This window comes from Actinoallomurus acaciae (genome assembly GCF_042429965.1).
Taxonomy (GTDB): domain Bacteria; phylum Actinomycetota; class Actinomycetes; order Streptosporangiales; family Streptosporangiaceae; genus Actinoallomurus; species Actinoallomurus acaciae.
On the sequence record NZ_JBHLZP010001276.1, the window covers coordinates 1 to 595 of the forward strand.

Consider the following 595-nt stretch of genomic DNA (forward strand, 5'->3'; position numbering starts at 1 on the left):
CCGGTGTCGTACGCGAGGTCGCGGCCGTCCCCGGGCTGGCGGACGAGCTCGACCGGCGCGGCGGTGACGTGCCGCTGCTGCGCCTGCCGTGGCCCGGCGACGACACGTGGCCCGGCGACGACATGGGCCTCCCCGAGGGGTACGACACCGTCGTGCGCCTGCCGTTGCGCGACGCCGCCGCCGAGACCCTCGTACGGCGGCTGCTCGACGAGGCCGGACCCGCGCTCCTGATCGCCCTGCCCGCGCTCACCGAGATCGTCATCGACGCCGGGGAGCCCCGTACCCTCACGGCGACCTGGCATCCGGACGAGGAACGCCGCGGCGTGACCACCGGCACGGTGACCATCGACGGACGCACCTGGCACACGGCGGAGGCACGCGGCACCGCCGACGCGTCCCTGCTCGCCGACCGGCCCGTGGAGGAGCGCGCCGGCTGGCAGGTCCGGTGGGCCGTGCCCGACGGCGAACCGCCCCCGGGAGTCCCGGCCGTGATCCACGCCCCGACTCCCAGCGACGAACCCCTCGGGCTGCCCGCGCTGCTGCTCGCCACCTTCCCGCTCGCGCCGGACCGGCGGCACGTCGCGCCCGGACCGCT

Annotated in this window: 1 pseudogene; it reads left to right on the forward strand. The window is 77.3% G+C overall.

Features of this window, described 5'->3' with window-relative positions:
• Nucleotides 1-595, forward strand: a pseudogene (locus ACFFNX_RS52060) (ATP-binding protein); the annotation flags it as partial.